This window comes from Ideonella sp. (assembly GCF_041914305.1).
Classification (GTDB): domain Bacteria; phylum Pseudomonadota; class Gammaproteobacteria; order Burkholderiales; family Burkholderiaceae_C; genus Ideonella.
Map to the genome: position 1 here is coordinate 25127 of NZ_JAYSDQ010000009.1, position 13799 is coordinate 38925.

Genomic DNA, 13799 nt, shown 5'->3' on the forward strand with positions numbered 1-13799 from the left:
GCACCGCCTTGCCAGGAAAATCGGCGCTGAAGAAACGCTCTGCTGACCATGTCGATTTCGCTCGATCACCTTTCACCCTTGCCGGCCCGGCGCTGGCGCGTGCCGCCGTTGATCCAGGCCACCTTGGCCTGCCACGGCTTGGCGGGTGTGGTGGCCCTGGCCCGGCCGGATGCCGCCTTGTGGGCCGGCGCGGCGGTGCTGCTGAACCACCTGGCGATCACCGTCGCGACCGTGACCCCGCGCAGCCAATGGCTGGGGCGCAACGTCGTGGCCCTGCCGCCGGCGGCCGTGCGGCGCGGCGAGGTGGCGATCACCATCGACGACGGCCCCGACCCCGAGGTCACGCCCCGGGTGCTGGACCTGTTGGACCAGGCCGGCGTCAAGGCCACGTTCTTCTGCATCGCCGAGAAGGTGGCCCGCCACCCGTTGCTGGCGCGCGAGATCGTCGCCCGCGGCCACGACCTGCAGAACCATTCGTCGGCCCACCGGCACACCTTCGCCTTCCTGGGCCCGAACGGCTACGCCGCCGAGCTGGCGCAGGCGCAGCAGACGATCGAGACCATCACCGGCCACCGCCCGCGGTTCTTCCGCGCGCCGGCCGGCGTGCGCAACTGCTTTCTCGACCCGGTGATGCGCCAGTTCGGCCTGACGCTGGTCAGCTGGACGCGGCGTGGCTTCGACACCCGCCGTGCATTGCCGCGCCAGGTGCTGCGCCGGCTCACCCAGCGCCTGGCGGCCGGCGACATCCTGCTGCTGCACGACGGCAATGCCGGCCTGTCGCCGTCGGGTGAGCCGCTGATCCTGTCGGTGCTGCCGGCGCTGATCGAGCGCTGCCGCGCGGCCGGCCTTCGCCCGGTGCGCCTGGTCGACGCGCTGCACTGAACCCGAACGCCCCCGATGAACGACGAGGCCCTGAGCCCCCGCCCTGCGCAGCATTGGCCGGTTTCCGCCTACACGATGACGAGCGCGCTGGGGCGCGGCGTGGCGGCCCATGCGCAGGGCCTGCGCGACGGCCGCAGCGGGTTGGCATTGCAGTCTTTCGACGCTGCGCCGCTGGAGGCCTGGCTGGGCCTGGTCGACGGGGTCGATGCGGTGGCCCTGCCGCCGGCGCTGCAGGCGTTCGATTGCCGCAACAACCGGCTGGCGTGGTTGGGCCTGCAGGCCGATGGCTTTGCCGCTCGCGTGCAGCAGGCGGTGCAGCGCCACGGCGCCCACCGCGTCGGCGTCTTCATGGGCACCAGCACCTCGGGCATCCTGCAGACCGAGCAGGCCTACCACCACCGCGACCCGCAGACCGGCGCGTTGCCCGCCACCTTGCATTACGGCGAGACCCACAACACCGGCTCGCTGTCGCGTTTCGTGCAGGCGGCGCTGGGTTTGAGCGGGCCGGTCTGGTCGGTCTCGACCGCCTGCTCATCGGGTGCCAAGGTCTTCGGCAGCGCCGAGCGCCTGCTGGCACTGGGCTTGATCGACGCCGCGGTGGTCGGCGGTGTCGATTCGCTCTGCCTGACCACGCTGTACGGTTTCAATTCGCTGGAATTGCTGTCGCCCGAGATCTGCCGGCCCTGGGACGCCCAGCGCCACGGCCTGTCGCTGGGTGAAGCGGCGGCTTTTGCGCTGCTGGAGCGCGACGCCGCCGAGCCGGCCGCGTGGCTGTGGGGCGTGGGCGAAAGCAGCGACGGCCACCACATGAGCTCGCCGCTGCCCGATGGTGCCGGCGCCGTGCTGGCGATGCGCCATGCGCTTGAACGCGCGGGCGTGCAGGCCGGTGACATCGGCTATGTCAATCTGCACGGCACCGCCACGCCGAACAACGACGCCGCCGAGGACCAGGCGATGCGCGTGGTCTTCCCGGATGTGCCTTGCAGCTCGACCAAGGGCGCCACCGGCCACACGCTGGGCGCCGCCGGTGCGCTTGAGGCTGCGCTGGCCATGTTGGCGCTGCAGACCGGTTACCTGCCGGGCGGCACCACGCTGCGCCAGCGCGACCCGGCCCTGCAGGCCAACTACCTGCCCGCCGGGCGGCAGGCCGAGATCGGGCTCGCGGCCAGCAATTCATTCGGTTTCGGCGGCACCAACACCTGCCTGATCTTCGGGGTGGCGCCATGAGCGGCCAGCCGATCGGCGCGGCGCTGCCGCCCGTCCAGATCCTCGGCGTGGGCCTGCTGGGGCCGGGCCTGGCCGGCTGGGCCGCTTCGGCGCCGCTGTTGCGCGAGCCGGGCACCTGGCAATCCTCGCCCACTGTGTTGCCGCCACCGGCCCGCCTGCCGCCGGCCGAGCGCCGCCGCAGTGGCGCGATCGTCAAGCTGTCGCTGGCCGTGGCCGACGAAGCGCTGGCGATGGCCCAGGCGCGCTCCGGGCTGGCGCTCGAGGCCGCTCGGCTGGCGACGGTGTTCACCTCGTCCAGCGGCGATCCGTCGAACTGCCACGCGCTGTGCGAGGCGCTCGCGCAGCCCGAGCGCGCGGTGTCGCCGACGCGCTTCACCAACTCGGTCCACAACGCCACCGCCGGCTACTGGCACATCGCGACCCAGTCGCGTGCGCCGTCGACCAGCCTGTGCGCCTTCGACGCCAGCTGGGCCGCCGGCCTGCTCGAGGCCTTTGCCCAGTGCGCCACCACGCAGGCGCCGGTGCTGCTGGTCGCGTCCGACATCCCGTACCCGCAGCCGCTGCATGCCTTGCGGCCGATGCCCGACGCCTTGGGCATCGCGCTGCTGCTGGCACCGGCGCAGGCCAGTGACGCTGGCGCCACGCTCAGCGTGCAGTGGGCCGAAGGCCCCACCGAGACCTCTGGCATGGCCGACCCGGCGCTGCAGGCATTGAGTGCGGTCGTGCCCGCGGCGCACGGGCTGCCGCTGTTGCAGGCCCTGGCGTTGGGCCTGCCGGTGTCGCTGCGCTTGAATGACTTTGCCGGTGCGGCGCTGCAGCTGTCGGTGGCGCCCAAGGGCTGCTGGTGACCACCTTGCTGATGACCGCCGCCGGCATCGCCGAGCGTGTGCCGCACCACGGCCGCATGGCCTGGCTGGACGGGCTGCTCGAATGGTCGCAGGCGCACATCGTCTGCCGCGCCAGCAACCACCACGACTCCGATCACCCGCTGCGCACGCCGCATGGCCTGCTGGCCAGCTGCGCGATCGAATACGCCGCCCAGGCCATGGCGCTGCACGGGGCGTTGTGCGCCGAGGCCACCGGCCAGGCGGTGGGGCCGGTGCCGGGTTTTCTGGCCAGCGCGCGCAGCGTGCAGCTGGGCTGCTGGCGCCTGGACGAGGCCGACGGCCCGCTGCGCATCGAGGCGCAACGCCAGGCCGGCGACACCCGGCAACTGCTCTACCAATTCAACGTGAACGATGCGGCCGGCCGCAGCCTGGCGCAAGGGCGCGCGACCGTCGTTCTCAACACCCCCTTGGTGCCTTCGACATGACCCAGCCCTTGAGTGGCAAGCGTGCGCTGATCACTGGTGCCAGCGGCGCGCTGGGCGCGGCGATGGCGCGCCGGCTCGCGCGTGACGGCGCTTCGCTGCTGCTGCACGCCAACAGCCGGCCCGATGCCGTGCAGGCGCTGGCCGAAGAGATTGGCCAAGCCGGCGGCACGGCGCAGACCGTGCTGTTCGACCTCACCGATGCGCAGGCCAGCCAGGCTGCCTGCGACCGCATGCTGGCCGATGGCCCGGTGCAGGTGATCGTCAACAACGCCGGCGTGCACGACGACGCGGTGTTCCCGGGCATGCGGGCCGACCAGTGGCACCGCGTGATCGACGTTTCGCTGCATGGCTTCTTCCACGTCACCCGCCCGCTGCTGTTGCCGATGCTGCGCACCCGCTGGGGCCGGGTCATCAACATCTCGTCGGTTGCCGCGATCATGGGCAACCGGGGCCAGGTCAACTACGCGGCGGCCAAAGGGGCGCTGAACAGTGCCACCAAGGCCCTGTCGCTCGAGGTGGCTGCGCGCGGCGTGACGGTGAACGCGGTGGCGCCGGGCGTGATCCAGTCGCCGATGGCCGATGCGGTGTTCGACCCGAAGGTGGTGGCCGAGATGGTGCCGGTGCGCCGCGCCGGCACGCCGGACGAGGTGGCGGCGCTGGTCGGTTTTCTCGCCGGCCCCGAAGCGGGCTACATCACCGGGCAGGTGATCTCGATCAACGGCGGGATGGCCTGAGGGCCAGCGCCGGTCAGCGCTGGAAGGGCGGTCGCCCGGCCAGGCGCTTGAACACCAGCAGCGGCAGGCGCAACACGAACTCCAGCACCAGCCGGGTGTGCATCCAGGTCAGCAGCACGTTGTCGCGGCCGTAGCGAAAGTGCGAGACCCCGCCCTCATCGGCGCGGAGGTACTTGACCGGCGCGTCCTGGTTGATCGGCTTGACGCCGCGCCAGGCCAGGCGCACGACGGCTTCGGTGTCGAAGTCGAAGCGGCGCATCCACGGCTGGTGCTGCATCACGTCGATCAACGGCGCGATCGGGTAGACGCGAAAGCCGTAGAGCGAGTCGCCGATGCCGGCGCCGAGCGTCTCGAGGTTGGTCCACCAGTTCGACACCCGGCGCCCACGCACGCGCAGCAGCGGCGCGCTGGCGTCGAAGACCGGCTTGCCGAGGATCATCACCTCGGGCCGCTGCTGCGACTGCGCCATGAACGACGGGATCAGCGCGGCCGGGTGCTGCCCGTCCGAGTCCATCGTCAGCGCATGGGTGAAGCCCGCGGCCCGCGCTTGTTCGAGGCCGTGCAGCACCGCGGCGCCCTTGCCCCGGTTGACCGGCAGCTCGATCAGGCGCAACCCCGGGTCGGCGGCGGCCAGCGCGCGCAAGGGCTTGGCGCTGTCGTCGGTGCTGCCGTCGATCACCACCCACACCGGTGTCCATTGCGCACGCGCGGCCCGCACGGTGCCGACCAAGGTCGCGCCGGTGTTGTAGCTGGGGATCAGCACCAGGTGGGTCCGCGAGGCGGCCGACGGCATCGGGATCAACATGGTCAGGTCTGGCGGGCCGGGGCGGCCAGGCTCTCGTTGAAGTACTGCTGGATCTCGGCCAACTGCGCCGCCGGGTCCGGCGACGGGGCGAAGCGCCGGCCCAGGCGCACCGAGAACTCGATCGGCAGCGGCGGCAGGCGCCACAGCGGCCAGCCTTTGCCGAGGTAGGGCGAATCGGTGTCGATGAACACCGTCTGGATCGGCGCGTTCGCCAGCTTGGCGATCAGCGTGAAGCCGGGGCGAAAGTCGTTGACCGGCGGGCGCACCGTGCGCGTGCCTTCGGGGAACAGCACCAGCTGACCGCCGTCCTTCAGGTCGTTGACGGCGCGGCGCACCATGCCCCGCGCCGAATCGTTCTGGATGTAGCGCGCGAGCCGGGCGCCCGGGCCGAGGAACGGGTTGTGCATCAGGCTGGCCTTCATCACGCAGACGCTGCGCGGCAGCCGCGCGACCAGCATCAACGCGTCCAGCATGCTGGGGTGGTTGGCAACGAAGATCAGGCCCGGTTCGTCGCGCAGTGGGTCCAGCGCCGTGGCGTTCATCTTCAGCAGGCCCGAGGCGTTGGCCACCGCCCAGAACAGGCCATAACCGCGCGAGATGCCGGCACGCCCGACGACCAGGCCGCGCTGCCGCGGCAACAGCGGGTACAGCACCGCGGCGATCAGGTTCCAGCCGAGCGAGATCAGGCCGAGCAACAGCAGCTGCGCATACAGCAGCAACAGCATCACGGGTTGCAGCAGCCAGTGGTTCACGCGGCGCCCGATCAATCCGGCGATGGCACCAGGCGCGACGAGCGGGCGAACACCCACGTCAGCGCCACACCGGCCGAGAACTGCTGCCGCTCGCGCACCAGCGGGCTGTCGGTGATCGCGTGGCCGGCGATCTGGTCGGCTTTGACGAACAGGCCCAACCAGTAGTCGCCGAACGAGCGCGACAGTGCGGCGGTGGCCTGCCAGCCGGCGTAACCGGCACCGGCCCGGTAGGCGGGCCGCCCGGGGGCGACATCGGCTTCGCGCACGTCGTAGAAGTAGGCGTGGTAGCGCCGGTCGGCGAACAGCGGCCCGGTCTGCAGGCCGAGGGCCCAGTCGTTCCAGCGCTGGTCGAGGTTGATGTGCGGGTTGCTGATCCAGCCGATGTGGCGTGGCGACGATTCGACCGTGAAGGCCGCGCGCAGCGGCAACCGCAGGTCGAGGCGGTGGTCGTCACCGCGCAGCAGCGTGTAGTTCCACACCGGGCCGGCTTCGAGCGTGGGCGACAGATCGGCCATGCCTTGGCGGGCGTGGTTGTCTTCGCTGCGTGTCGGGGCGCTGGCGGCCAGGCTCAGGTTCAGCTCACTGCGCTCACCATCGAACAGCGTGGCGCGCGCGCCGTCGCGGTCGGCCTTGAACAGCTCGCCGCGGTAGACGGCATACGGCACCGGCAGCAGCCAGACGTGCGACTGATCGGCGCCGCGGTAGTGCGGCAACACCAGCGCACCGGCACCGATGCCCAGCTCCCACAGCGGCTTGTCTTCGGCGTGCGCCGGGGCGGCCAGGGCCGCGCAGGCCGTTGCCACGACGGCCACGTGCCGCGGCCGCGGTCGTCTCGTCGGGCACATCAGGTCAATGCCCCGGCGGCGGTGGCGTGGGCTTCGACTTCGAGCAACAGGTCGCTGCGGCAGATGTCGGCCTGCACGTAGATCGCCCGCTGCGCGGCCAGCGAACCGGCGCCGACGCCGCGCTCGAAACAGCGCCGCACGTCGTCCACATCGGCCGCATGGCGCACGTAGACCGTGCACACCAGGTCGGCCAGTGCAAAGCGGGCGCTGCAGCGCGCGTGGGCGGCACCCATCACCGCTTCGAGGTTGCGCAGCGTTTCTTCCATCTGCCGGGGCACATCGCCCGGATGCACGCTGGCGCTGCCGACGATGCTGGCCGTGCCCGAGATCAACAGCGTCACCTCTTGCGGCGAGATCGGCACCAGCACGGCGCGCGAAAAGGTCGGGCTGCGCGGGCCGAACTCCGTCGGGTAGCGCCAGGCCGGCACCTGGCGCGGGTTCTCCAGCGGCACCGGGGCCACGCGGCCCGCCAGGAAGCGGATGCGCATCGGCCCGCCGAAGGTGCCCAGTGCGCAGGCTGCCGGGGCGCCGGCGAACGCGTCGCGCTGGGCGTTCAGGAAGGCCTGCTGCCGCCCGAGGTTGAACTGCCGGTAACGCTCGAGCCCCAGCTGCTCGCGGTTGATGTTGGGCAGGTAGTTCCACAGCCGCAGCAGGTGCGGCACGCCAGCGCTCTCGAGCGCCTGGAAGATGTTGGCGTAGGCGCCCTGGACCAGTTCGTCGAGCTGCCCCGCCGCCTCGGCCTCGGTGCTGTCGAAGGCACCGAACAGCCATTGGCCGTCTGTCGCCCAGCGTACCGCGCCCGAAGTGCCGTGGCGCACGTCGGCGTCGACCAGCCAGCCGTCGATCTCACCGGTGTTGGCCGACAGCGAGGGCAGGTCGGCCTCGGCCATCATTGGCGGTGCCGAGCCGTTCAGGCGCCGATAGGCCACGCCACCCAGCAGCTTGGCCTCGCGGGCCAGCGACCAGCCCGTTTCGACATCCGCCAGGCGGCGTGATCGCAGAGCACCTGGCGAAGACCCGTGCAGCAGCGCGCTCATCGGGCCTCCGGCACGTTTTCGCCCGGCACGGTGCCGACATCGCGAATGTTGGCCCGGCGCTGGCGCCAAGCCTTGAGGGTGCGCGGCAGGTGCAACAACTGGTTGCCGTAGTAGATCGCCTGGAACATGCGCAAAGAGGCCCAGATGGGGGTCTTGCCGAAGATGTCGCCCGCCAGGAGCGACAGCACGGCTTCCTTGACCCGCCACGGGTTGGACGGGTACATGAAGAGGTTGCGGATCGTCGGGTTCGTGACCCGGAAGATGAACCAGCAGAACTCGCGCGGGCCCTTGCGCATGGTCGCTTCGTAGCGGCGGCGAGCCTGGGCGGCCTCGGCGGGCCGATCGAGGCGGGCGGCCACGACATCGGTGGCTTCGAACGCGCCCTGCATCGCCAGGTACACGCCCGACGAGAACACCGGGTCGACGAAGGTGTAGGCATCGCCGACCAGCAGGAACCGGTCGCCGGTGCACAGCGTGCTGCGGTACGAGTAGTTGCCGGTGGCGTGCACGGCGTCGTCCACCAGCCTGGCCTGCGCCAGGCGCTGCTGCAGCTGCGGGCACAGCGCAATCGTGTCGGCGAAGAAATCCTGCAGCGGCTTGTCACGCGTCTTCAGGTAGTGCGGCCAGCAAACGGCGCCGACGCTCGTCACGCCGTCGGCCAATGGAATCAGCCAGAACCAGCCGTGGCGGAACCAGAAGATGCTGATGTTGCCTTCCTTCTTGCCCGGCAGGCGCTGCACGCCGGTGAAGTGGCCGAACAGCGCCGCGCTGTTGTGCTCGGGCATCTTCTGCTTGGCGCGCATCTGGCTCGCCAGCAGGGTGTCGCGGCCCGAAGCGTCGATCACGAAACGGGCGCGCCAGCGGCGCTCACGGCCGTCGCTGCAGCGGCCGCTGACGCTGGCACCGTCAGGGTCGAAGTCGACACCGTGGATGCGGCAGCCTTCAACCGTCTCGGCCCCGGCCAGGCGCGCGTGGCGGAACATCAGCTCGTCGAGCTCGGAGCGGCGCACCTGCCAGGCGTAGGGCATGGTCTTGTCCCACGCGTCACCGAACTCGAGATAGCTCTGGTGGGCATGGTCGGGCGAGACGAACTCGATGCCCCACTTGGGCATGCCGATCTTCTCGACCTCGCTGCGCAGGCCCAGGCGGTCGAACAGCGCCACGTTGGCCGGCAGCAGCGATTCGCCGATGTGAAAACGCGGGTGATGAGCCTTCTCGACCATCACGACGCGCCGGCCCTGGCGGGCGAGCAGCATCGCTGCGGTCGACCCGGCCGGGCCGCCGCCGATCACGAGCACGTCGCAATCGTCGATCTCGGGTGCGCCTGGCGATGGCATGGGCGCGTTCATTCGTCGCCCCGGCTCCTGCAGGGCGAAAGGCGCTGCCAGATCATGCCTGCGGCTTGGTCGCGGTGAATTCCGAGAAGATGCCCAGCTCGACGTAACGCTTGACGTCGGTGAAGCCGGCCTCGCGCAGCGCGGCCATCACGGCCTCGGGTGCCATGCAGGCCTCGATCGTGTCCCAGTAGTAGCGCCACAGCAGCGAGGTCGAGGCGCCACGGCTGACGAAGCGGGCGATCGTCGGCACGAACAAGCGCATGTAGGTCTTCAGCAGCAGCATGCCCCAGCGTGTCTTGGGCCGGGTGATCTCGAGGATCAGCAGGCGGCCACCCGGCTTTAGTGCGCGGTAGAACTCGCTGAACGCGGGCCGCACGTCGCTGATGTGGCGCAGCGCATAGCCCATGCTGAGGAAGTCGGTGCTGTTGTCCGGCCGGGGCAGGGCCTCGGCAAAGCCGGTCAGCAGCTCGACACCGGTCAGGTGGGCCTGGCTCATCATGCCGGGGCTGGGGTCGACCCCGACGACACTGCCGGTCGGGCCGACGATGCCGAGTGCCTCGCGCGCGACCAGTCCGGTGCCGGTGCCCACGTCCAGCACTTGGGCGCCGGCGCGCAGGTTGGCGCGCATCAGCGCTTGACGGCGGTACCACGGGCCGGTGCCGAAAGCGAGAATGCTCTCGATCCGGTCGTAGTCGACCGCGGTGCTGTCGAAAATCTGCTGCACGAATGCGCGGTGCTTGTCCTGGTTTTCGTAGTACTCCGTCAGTGGGGCGTGGGGCCTCAGGGTCTCCGCAGGATGCGTCGTCGGATTGGTGCTTGCGTTCATCCCACAATTATCGCTGTCGTGTTGCGGCCTCCCGGAGGGGCCCCCCAAGGATGGTGGCATCGCGCACGAACATGCCGGCCGGCCTCATCCAAGGGCGCGGCCAACCTTCGCGTCCCGCCCATCGCTCAGACCTGTCGCCTGTGAAATCTCCTCTCGTTGCCTTGCGGGTTCTGGCCGGCCCGGTGGCGCGCGCCCATCTGCAGCAGCAGGGGCTGCGGCCGCAAGACGTCCGTGTCGTGCCCGGTGCCGCGGGCGGGCCCAAGGGGCTGGCCTTGAACCGGCTGGACCGTTATCTGTTCGGGCACTGGCTGGCGCGGTCGACCCAGGTGGTTCACCTGGTCGGCGCGTCGGTGGGCGCCTGGCGCATGGCTGCGGCGTGCTTGCCCGATGCCGACCGGGCCCTCGAGCGGCTGGCCGACGACTACATCCGCGCCGACTATTCGCGTGCCGATGGCCGGCGCCCGTCGGCACAGTCTGTCAGCGACGATTTCACTGCCACCGTGCAGGCGCATTTCGGCGGGCGCGAAGCCACGTTGCTGTCGCATCCGAGGTTTCGCCTGCACGTGGTCGCCAGTCGCGGCCGCCACCTGTTGCGGCGCGAAGGCCGCTGGCGCACGCCCGCGGGCTTTCTGGGCGCGTTCGCGAGCAACGTGATGGCGCGCCGTGCGCTGGGGGCCTGGCTGGAGCGCGTCGTCTTCTCCGATCAGCGCGACGATCTGCCGTTCGAATTGACCGACTTTCGCTCCCACCGCGTGCCGTTGACGATCGGCAACCTGCTGCCCGCCGTGGTGGCCAGCTGCTCGATCCCGTTCTGGATGCGGGCCGTGCACGATGTGCCGGGCGCCCCGCCGGGCGCCTATTGGGACGGCGGCATCACCGACTACCACCTGCATTGGCGCTACGACGCCCTGGGAGACGGCCTCGCGCTGTACCCGCACTTTCAACCCAGTGTCGTGCCCGGCTGGCTCGACAAGGGCTTGCGCCATCGCCACCGCGCCACCGCGGCGCTGGACCGGCTGGTGGTGCTCGCCCCTCGGCGCGAATGGCTGGCCACCTTGCCGGGCGGGCGGCTGCCCGATCGAGGTGACTTTCAGCGCTTTGGCACCGACCTGGCCGGCCGTCAGGCCGCCTGGCGGCGCGCGGTGGGCGAAGGGCAGCGCCTGGCCGACGAATTCGCCGCCTTGACCGAGTCCGGCGCGCCGATCGAGGCCGAGGCCTTGTGATTGTTGGCGGCGGGGCTCTCGTTCTACAATCCGCCATCACACCAGCAAGAGCAGGAAAGGCAGCACGGGTTATGACACCGCGAACTACGACCTTCGGAGAATTTTCCTAGTCGGCCGCGGCACGTTCGGACTCGTCCTAACTTTCCCTCACGAAACGCGGCCCTTCAGCCGCGTTTTTTCGTTTGGTTTCGGCATCACGCCGCTTGGCGGCATGAGCCTCCACCGCAACCCGCTGTCGCGGGTTGTCAGGAACTCAAGATGATCAAGATCTCTTTGCCCGATGGTTCGCAACGTGAATTCCCGGGCCCGCTGACGGTGGCCGATGTGGCCGCGTCGATCGGTGCCGGCCTGGCCAAGGCGGCGCTCGGTGGCCGCATCGGCCAAGGCCCGGAAGCCAAGCTGGTCGACACAAGCCACTTGATCGACGCGGACACGGCGCTGGCGATCGTGACGGACAAGGACGCCGACGGCTTGGAGCTGATCCGCCACTCGACGGCGCACCTGCTGGCCTATGCGGTGAAGGAGCTCTTCCCCGAGGCGCAGGTGACGATCGGCCCGGTCATCGACAACGGCTTCTATTACGACTTCTCGTACAAGCGCCCGTTTACGCCCGAAGATCTCTCGGCGATCGAGGCCAAGATGACGGAGCTGGCCAAGAAGGACGAAAAGGTCGAGCGGCGCGTGCTGCCGCGCGACGAGGCGGTGGCCTACTTCAAGTCGCTCGGCGAGCACTACAAGGCCGAGATCATCGGCTCGATCCCGGCCGGCGAAGACGTGTCGCTGTACCGCGAAGGCCAGTTCGAAGACCTGTGCCGCGGCCCGCACGTGCCGTCCACGGGCAAGCTCAAGCACTTCAAGCTGATGAAGGTGGCGGGCGCCTACTGGCGTGGCGACCACCGCAACGAGATGCTGCAACGCATCTACGGCACGGCCTGGGCCAGCAAGGACGACCTGCAGAAGTACCTGACGATGCTGGAAGAGGCCGAGAAGCGCGACCACCGGCGCCTGGGCCGCGAGCTGGACCTGTTCCACCTCGACGAGCATTCCCCTGGCACGGTGTTCTGGCACCCGAAGGGCTGGGCGGTGTGGCAGTGTGTCGAGCAGTACATGCGGCAGGTCTACCGAGACAACGGCTACCTTGAGGTCAAGGGGCCGCAGATCCTGGACAAGTCGCTGTGGGAGAAGACGGGGCACTGGCAGAAGTACCGCGAGAACATGTTCACGACGGAGTCGGAGAAGCGCGATTACGCGCTGAAGCCGATGAACTGCCCCGGCCACATCCTGATCTACAAGCAGGGCATCAAGAGCTACCGCGACCTGCCGCTGCGCTACGGCGAGTTCGGCCAGTGCCACCGCAACGAGCCGACGGGCGGGCTGCACGGCATCATGCGGGTGCGCGGCTTCACGCAGGACGATGGCCACATCTTCTGCACCGAAGAAATGATCCTGCAGGAGTGCGTCGACTACACGGCGCTGCTGCAGAAGGTCTACGCCGACTTCGGCTTCACGAACATTCTCTACAAGGTCGCCACGCGGCCCGAGGCACGCATCGGCTCAGACGAGAGCTGGGACAAGGCCGAGCACGCGCTGATGGAAAGCCTGCGCCGGTCGGGTTGTGATTTCGTCATTTCACCCGGAGATGGCGCCTTTTACGGCCCGAAGATCGAATACACGCTGAAAGACGCGCTGGGCCGCGAGTGGCAGTGCGGCACGATGCAGGTCGACTTCTTCATGGCCGAGCGCCTGGGGGCCGAGTACGTGGCCGAGTCGGGCGACCGCTTGACGCCCGTGATGCTGCACCGCGCGATCGTCGGCAGCCTGGAGCGTTTCATCGGCATCCTGATCGAGCAGCATGCCGGCGCGTTGCCGGCCTGGCTGGCGCCGGTGCAGGTGGTGGTCTCGTCGATCACCGAAGCCCAGGCGGATTACGTCGAATCCGTGGTCAAAACGCTGAAAAAACAAGGAGTTAGGGCAGAGGGCGATTTGCGCAACCAAAAGATCACGTTTAAAATACGGGAGCATTCGTTGCAAAAGGTTCCGTACATCCTGGTCGTTGGCGACAAGGAAAAGGCAAGCGGGGCCGTCGCGGTGCGCGCCCGAGGCAACCAAGATCTGGGCGTGATGTCCCTCGCAGACTTCCAGTCGAAGCTCGCAGGCGACATCGCGGCCAAGGTCTGAGGTACGCCTCGGTTTTCGTTCGCCGAATGTTTTCGTCGGGTCCTGCCCTTGCCTCCGGACCTGTTTGAGGGGTTTGAACCATCGCTACTTTTGCCGACCGTCGGATGCCTAACGTCGAGCGCAAGCATCGACTGAACCGTGAGATCACCGCCCTGAACGTGCGCCTGAACGGCGTCGACAACGAGCCCCTGGGCATCGTCAGCATTCAGGACGCCTTGCGGATGTCAGCCGAAGCCGACGTGGATCTGGTCGAGATTGCCGCTACTGCAGATCCGCCGGTTTGCCGGCTGATGGACTACGGCAAGTTCAAGTACCAGGAACAAAAGCGCGCCGCCGAAGCGAAGTCCAAGCAGAAGGTCATCGAAGTCAAGGAAGTCAAGTTCCGCCCTGGCACCGACGAAGGCGACTACGCGATCAAGATGCGCAATTTGCGCCGCTTCATCGCCGAAGACGGTGACAAGGGCAAGGTGACCTTGCGGTTCCGTGGCCGCGAAATCACCCACCAGGACATCGGCATGCGCCTGCTCGAACGCATTCGCGACGAGCTGTCGGATGTGGCGGTTGTCGAGCACATGCCCAAGCTCGAAGGGCGCCAGATGATCATGGTGCTGGCACCGAAGAAGCGCTGAACGGCGCGAGAA

Annotated in this window: 14 protein-coding genes; 8 read left to right on the top strand and 6 right to left on the bottom strand. The window is 69.1% G+C overall.

Features of this window, described 5'->3' with window-relative positions:
- The first annotated feature begins 48 nt into the window (after nt 1–48).
- From ACE3SG_RS13360 to fabG, 5 genes are read left to right on the top strand one after another with little or no spacing between them, the layout of a single operon-like run.
- Entirely contained in the window at nt 49–882 is an 834-nt protein-coding gene (locus tag ACE3SG_RS13360; RefSeq protein ID WP_374565627.1) for a polysaccharide deacetylase family protein, read from the top strand.
- Between the two features lie 15 nt (nt 883–897).
- Nucleotides 898–2109 (top strand): beta-ketoacyl-[acyl-carrier-protein] synthase family protein, encoded by a 1212-nt coding sequence (locus ACE3SG_RS13365; protein WP_374565629.1) that lies wholly within the window; start codon nt 898–900, stop codon nt 2107–2109.
- On the top strand, nt 2106–2957 hold the full coding sequence (locus ACE3SG_RS13370) for a beta-ketoacyl synthase chain length factor (RefSeq protein WP_374565632.1): 852 nt from the start codon (nt 2106–2108) through the stop codon (nt 2955–2957). The genes ACE3SG_RS13365 and ACE3SG_RS13370 overlap by 4 nt, the downstream gene beginning before the upstream one ends.
- The gene (locus tag ACE3SG_RS13375; RefSeq protein ID WP_374565634.1) at nt 2954–3421 is read left to right on the top strand and encodes a hydroxymyristoyl-ACP dehydratase; all 468 of its coding nucleotides are present in this window, start codon (nt 2954–2956) and stop codon (nt 3419–3421) included. Before ACE3SG_RS13370 ends, ACE3SG_RS13375 begins: the two co-directional genes overlap by 4 nt.
- Entirely contained in the window at nt 3418–4155 is a 738-nt protein-coding gene (gene fabG / locus ACE3SG_RS13380) for a 3-oxoacyl-ACP reductase FabG (protein ID WP_374565636.1), read from the top strand. The genes ACE3SG_RS13375 and fabG overlap by 4 nt, the downstream gene beginning before the upstream one ends.
- 13 nt (nt 4156–4168) lie before the next feature.
- Here the strand turns inward: fabG and ACE3SG_RS13385 are convergent, their stop codons facing one another.
- Genes ACE3SG_RS13385 through ACE3SG_RS13410 form a run of 6 tightly spaced genes read right to left on the bottom strand, consistent with a single transcriptional unit; the run spans nt 4169 to nt 9757 of the window.
- Nucleotides 4169–4948 (bottom strand): glycosyltransferase family 2 protein, encoded by a 780-nt coding sequence (locus ACE3SG_RS13385; protein WP_374565983.1) that lies wholly within the window; start codon nt 4946–4948, stop codon nt 4169–4171.
- A 14-nt stretch (nt 4949–4962) separates the two neighbouring features.
- A complete protein-coding gene (locus ACE3SG_RS13390) occupies nt 4963–5712 on the bottom strand; it encodes a lysophospholipid acyltransferase family protein (protein WP_374565639.1) in 750 nt (249 codons plus the stop codon).
- An 11-nt stretch (nt 5713–5723) separates the two neighbouring features.
- The gene (locus tag ACE3SG_RS13395) at nt 5724–6515 is read right to left on the bottom strand and encodes a MipA/OmpV family protein (RefSeq protein ID WP_374565641.1); all 792 of its coding nucleotides are present in this window, start codon (nt 6513–6515) and stop codon (nt 5724–5726) included.
- 41 nt (nt 6516–6556) lie between these two features.
- Nucleotides 6557–7594, bottom strand: coding sequence for a hypothetical protein (locus tag ACE3SG_RS13400; protein ID WP_374565643.1), 1038 nt, complete (start codon nt 7592–7594; stop codon nt 6557–6559).
- A complete protein-coding gene (locus ACE3SG_RS13405) occupies nt 7591–8931 on the bottom strand; it encodes an NAD(P)/FAD-dependent oxidoreductase (protein ID WP_374565645.1) in 1341 nt (446 codons plus the stop codon). The genes ACE3SG_RS13400 and ACE3SG_RS13405 overlap by 4 nt, the downstream gene beginning before the upstream one ends.
- Before the next feature lie 52 nt (nt 8932–8983).
- On the bottom strand, nt 8984–9757 hold the full coding sequence (locus ACE3SG_RS13410; protein WP_374565647.1) for a class I SAM-dependent methyltransferase: 774 nt from the start codon (nt 9755–9757) through the stop codon (nt 8984–8986).
- 140 nt (nt 9758–9897) lie between these two features.
- Between ACE3SG_RS13410 and ACE3SG_RS13415 the strand changes: the two genes are divergently transcribed.
- The 3 genes from ACE3SG_RS13415 (at nt 9898) to infC (ending at nt 13787) form a co-directional block, all read left to right on the top strand.
- Nucleotides 9898–10980 carry a patatin-like phospholipase family protein gene (locus ACE3SG_RS13415; protein ID WP_374565648.1) on the top strand — a complete coding sequence of 361 codons (1083 nt, stop codon included), beginning with the start codon at nt 9898–9900 and terminating at the stop codon, nt 10978–10980.
- Nucleotides 10981–11238: 258 nt separating this feature from the next.
- The gene (thrS, locus tag ACE3SG_RS13420; RefSeq protein WP_374565650.1) at nt 11239–13158 is read left to right on the top strand and encodes a threonine--tRNA ligase; all 1920 of its coding nucleotides are present in this window, start codon (nt 11239–11241) and stop codon (nt 13156–13158) included.
- 104 nt (nt 13159–13262) lie between these two features.
- On the top strand, nt 13263–13787 hold the full coding sequence (infC, locus tag ACE3SG_RS13425) for a translation initiation factor IF-3 (RefSeq protein WP_374565652.1): 525 nt from the start codon (nt 13263–13265) through the stop codon (nt 13785–13787).
- Nucleotides 13788–13799 lie beyond the last annotated feature (12 nt).

What these genes read in the sequence shown, in the direction of transcription:
- ACE3SG_RS13360 (WP_374565627.1), top strand. Translation starts at nt 49, where the DNA reads ATGTCGATTTCGCTCGATCACCTTTCACCCTTGCCGGCCCGGCGCTGG.
- ACE3SG_RS13365 (WP_374565629.1), top strand. Translation starts at nt 898, where the DNA reads ATGAACGACGAGGCCCTGAGCCCCCGCCCTGCGCAGCATTGGCCGGTT.
- ACE3SG_RS13370 (WP_374565632.1), top strand. Translation starts at nt 2,106, where the DNA reads ATGAGCGGCCAGCCGATCGGCGCGGCGCTGCCGCCCGTCCAGATCCTC.
- fabG (WP_374565636.1), top strand. Translation starts at nt 3,418, where the DNA reads ATGACCCAGCCCTTGAGTGGCAAGCGTGCGCTGATCACTGGTGCCAGC.
- ACE3SG_RS13385 (WP_374565983.1), bottom strand. Translation starts at nt 4,948, where the DNA reads ATGCCGTCGGCCGCCTCGCGGACCCACCTGGTGCTGATCCCCAGCTAC.
- ACE3SG_RS13400 (WP_374565643.1), bottom strand. Translation starts at nt 7,594, where the DNA reads ATGAGCGCGCTGCTGCACGGGTCTTCGCCAGGTGCTCTGCGATCACGC.
- ACE3SG_RS13405 (WP_374565645.1), bottom strand. Translation starts at nt 8,931, where the DNA reads ATGCCATCGCCAGGCGCACCCGAGATCGACGATTGCGACGTGCTCGTG.
- ACE3SG_RS13410 (WP_374565647.1), bottom strand. Translation starts at nt 9,757, where the DNA reads ATGAACGCAAGCACCAATCCGACGACGCATCCTGCGGAGACCCTGAGG.
- thrS (WP_374565650.1), top strand. Translation starts at nt 11,239, where the DNA reads ATGATCAAGATCTCTTTGCCCGATGGTTCGCAACGTGAATTCCCGGGC.
- infC (WP_374565652.1), top strand. Translation starts at nt 13,263, where the DNA reads ATGCCTAACGTCGAGCGCAAGCATCGACTGAACCGTGAGATCACCGCC.